The sequence below is a fragment of the Streptomyces sp. IBSBF 2435 genome, from assembly GCF_036815005.1.
GTDB lineage: Bacteria > Actinomycetota > Actinomycetes > Streptomycetales > Streptomycetaceae > Actinacidiphila.
In genome coordinates, this window is the sequence record NZ_JAJSYW010000327.1 from 1 (window position 1) to 3,725 (window position 3,725).

The window sequence follows — 3,725 nt, forward strand, 5'->3', positions numbered from 1 at the left end:
GCCACCCCACCGGCCACCCGAGCCCCCGGCGGACCCGCGCATCGGCCCCGGCCGGTCCGGGAGCGGCGCGCCTCATACCGCCGGGTGCCGGAAGGGGTCGGCCGGGGGCATCCGGGCGCCGCGGACACCGCGATCCGCGACCCGGCCCGAACCGGCCGCGTGAACCATTTCATTGTGTCGCGAGTCATTGACAGAAGCAGCACTCGCCATTACAGTGTCCGCTAAATGAAACGATTCACAGAGGTTGCCATGACAGATCTGCCGACCGTCCGGGCGGCGCTGAAGTCCCAGCGGATCGAGACCCCGTCGTGGGCGTACGGCAACTCCGGCACCCGCTTCAAGGTGTTCCGGCAGGAAGGCGTGCCCCGCGACCCGTACGAGAAGCTGGACGACGCCGCCCAGGTGCAGGCGGCGACCGGCGTGGCACCGGTCGTGGCGCTGCACATACCGTGGGACCGGGTGGACGACTACGCGGCGCTGCGCGCGTACGCCGAGGAGCGCGGCCTGACGCTGGGCGCGATCAACTCCAATGTCTTCCAGGACGACGACTACAAGCTCGGGTCGGTCACCAATCCCGACCCCGCGATACGCAGCAAGGCGCTCGGCCATCTGCTGGAGTGCGTCGACATCATGGACGCCACCGGCTCGCGGGACCTGAAGCTGTGGTTCTCCGACGGCACCAACTACCCGGGCCAGGACGACATCACCGGCCGCCAGGACCGGCTGGCCGAGGCGCTGGCCGCGGTCTACGCGCGGCTGGGCGAGGACCAGCGGATGCTGCTGGAGTACAAGCTCTTCGAGCCGGCCTTCTACGCCACCGACGTCCCCGACTGGGGCACGTCCTACGCGCACTGCCTCAAGCTCGGCCCGAAGGCGCAGGTCGTGGTGGACACCGGGCACCACGCGCCGGGTACCAACATCGAGTTCATCGTCGCCTTCCTGCTGCGCGAGCGGAAGCTCGGCGGCTTCGACTTCAACTCGCGCTTCTACGCCGACGACGACCTGATGGTGGGCTCGGCCGACCCCTTCCAGCTCTTCCGGATCCTGCACGAGGTGGTCAGGAACGGCGGTCTGCGGCCCGAGACGGGCGTGGCCTTCATGCTCGACCAGTGCCACAACATCGAGGCGAAGATCCCGGCGATCATCCGCTCGGTGATGAACGTCCAGGAGGCCACCGCCAAGGCACTGCTGGTCGACGCGGACGCGCTGGCCGCCGCGCAGCGGTCGGGCGACGTGCTGGAGGCCAACGCGGTGCTGATGGACGCGTACAACACCGACGTACGCCCGCTGCTGGCCTCGGTGCGCGAGGAGCAGGGCCTGCAACCCGACCCGATGGCCGCCTACCGCGCCTCCGGCTGGCAGCAGCAGATCGTGACCGGCCGGGTCGGCGGCGAGCAGGCCGGCTGGGGTGCCTGAGCCGTCCGCCGGGCCGGGCCCGCCCGACGGCTTGAGCCGCCTGACGGCCCGGGGCACGTGAGCTGTCCGGCGGCGCCGGGCACGTGAGCCGCGCGCCGGCTCCGGCGCTGGATCCGACCCGAGCCGCCGCCGGCCCGGGCGCCCGGCCGCCCGACCGCACCCGTACGAAGCAACGGCACACCGACACCACCCTGCCCAGAACCGCAAAGGACTCCACCCATGGCTTCCGTCCCCCACCCCGAGCAGAGCACGGTCAGCGAGCTGCTGGAGCGCTCGAACCGGCTGGGCTCGGACCCGCGCAACACCAACTACGCCGGGGGCAACACCTCCGCCAAGGGCAGCGCGCCCGACCCCGTCACCGGCGCCGACACCGAGCTGATGTGGGTCAAGGGCTCGGGCGGCGACCTGGGCACCCTGACCGGGCCGGGCCTCGCCGTGCTGCGGCTCGACCGGCTGCGGGCACTCACCGAGGTCTACCCGGGGGTGGAGCGCGAGGACGAGATGGTCGCCGCGTTCGACTACTGCCTGCACGGCAAGGGCGGCGCCGCGCCCTCCATCGACACCGCCATGCACGGCCTGGTCGACGCCCCGCACGTCGACCACCTGCACCCCGACTCCGGCATCGCGCTGGCCTGCGCCGCCGACGGCGAGAAGCTCACCGCCGCATGCTTCGGCGACACCGTGGCCTGGGTGCCCTGGCGACGCCCCGGCTTCCAGCTCGGGCTGGACATCGCCGCCGTCAAGCAGGCCAACCCGCGCGCCGTCGGCTGCGTCCTGGGCGGCCACGGCATCACCGCCTGGGGCGAGACCTCGCAGGAGTGCGAGCGCAACGCGCTGCACATCATCCGCACCGCGGAGGCCTTCCTCGCCGAGCACGGGCGCCCCCAGCCGTTCGGGCCGGTGCTCGACAGCCACCTGCCGCTGCCCGGGGCCGACCGCCGGGCCAGGGCCGCCGCGCTGGCCCCGCTGATCCGGGCGCTGGCGTCCGCCGACCGCCCGCAGGCCGGCCACTTCACCGACACACCCGAGGTGCTGGACTTCCTCTCCCGCGCCGAACACCCGCGGCTGGCGGCGCTCGGCACCTCGTGCCCCGACCACTTCCTGCGCACCAAGGTCCGCCCGCTGGTCCTGGACCTGCCGCCCGGCGCCCCACTGGAGCAGGCCGCCGCCCGGCTGCGCGAACTGCACGCCGACTACCGCACCGCCTACGCCGCCTACTACGAGCGGCACGCCTCGCCCGACTCGCCCCCGATGCGCGGCGCTGACCCGGCGATCGTGCTGGTCCCCGGCGTCGGCATGTTCAGTTTCGGCAAGGACAAGCAGACCGCCCGGGTGGCGGGCGAGTTCTACCTCAACGCGATCAACGTGATGCGCGGCGCCGAGGCGGTCTCCACCTACCGGCCCATCGAGGAGTCGGAGAAGTTCCGGATCGAATACTGGGAGCTGGAGGAGGCCAAGCTGCGGCGGATGCCCGCGCCGAAGCCGCTGGCCACCAGGATCGCGCTGGTCACCGGTGCCGGATCCGGCATCGGCCGGGCCATCGCGCACCGGCTGGCCGCCGAGGGCGCCTGCGTCGTCGTCGCCGACCTCGACGGGGCGAGGGCCGAGGCCGTCGCCGAGGAGCTGGGCGGCCCTGACAAGGCCGTCGCGGTGACGGTGGACGTCACCGCGGAGGAGCAGATCGCCGCCGCCTTCGACGCGGCGCTGCTCGCCTTCGGCGGAGTGGATCTCGTGGTCAACAACGCGGGCATCTCCATCTCCAAGCCGCTGCTGGAGACCACGGCAGACGACTGGGACCTCCAGCACCGCATCATGGCCCGCGGCTCCTTCCTGGTCTCCCGGGCGGCGGCCCGCGTGATGATCGAGCAGCGGCTCGGCGGCGACATCGTGTACATCGCGTCCAAGAACGCGGTCTTCGCGGGCCCCGACAACATCGCCTACTCCGCCACCAAGGCCGACCAGGCCCACCAGGTCCGGCTGCTCGCCGCGGAGTTGGGCGAGCACGGCATCCGCGTCAACGGCGTCAACCCCGACGGGGTCGTCCGCGGCTCCGGTATCTTCGCCGGCGGCTGGGGCGCGAAGCGCGCCGCGGTCTACGGGGTGGAGGAGGCCGAGCTCGGCGAGTTCTACGCCCAGCGCACGCTGCTCAAGCGGGAGGTACTGCCCGAGCACGTGGCCAACGCGGTCTTCGCGCTCACCGGGGGCGACCTCACCCATACGACGGGGCTGCACATCCCGGTCGACGCGGGGGTGGCGGCGGCGTTCCTGCGCTGAGCGCTTATCCGGGGCGCTCCCGCTGGGGGCGGGGC

At 72.7% G+C, this 3,725-nt stretch carries 2 protein-coding genes; both read left to right on the plus strand.

Translation table 11 applies throughout. From position 1 onward, the window contains the following. Window positions 1-249: 249 nt before the first annotated feature. Window positions 250-1,416, plus strand: a complete 1,167-nt coding sequence (gene rhaI / locus V7E46_RS32855) for an L-rhamnose isomerase (RefSeq protein ID WP_333771823.1) — start codon at window positions 250-252, stop codon at window positions 1,414-1,416. 219 nt (window positions 1,417-1,635) lie between these two features. Continuing rightward, window positions 1,636-3,690: a bifunctional aldolase/short-chain dehydrogenase gene (locus V7E46_RS32860; protein ID WP_333771824.1), complete on the plus strand. Its 2,055-nt coding sequence runs from the start codon at window positions 1,636-1,638 to the stop codon at window positions 3,688-3,690. The last annotated feature ends 35 nt before the right edge of the window (window positions 3,691-3,725 follow it).

Excerpts from the sequence above, each read along its gene's own strand:
- rhaI (WP_333771823.1), top strand. The coding sequence starts at position 250 with ATGACAGATCTGCCGACCGTCCGGGCGGCGCTGAAGTCCCAGCGGATC.
- V7E46_RS32860 (WP_333771824.1), top strand. The coding sequence starts at position 1,636 with ATGGCTTCCGTCCCCCACCCCGAGCAGAGCACGGTCAGCGAGCTGCTG.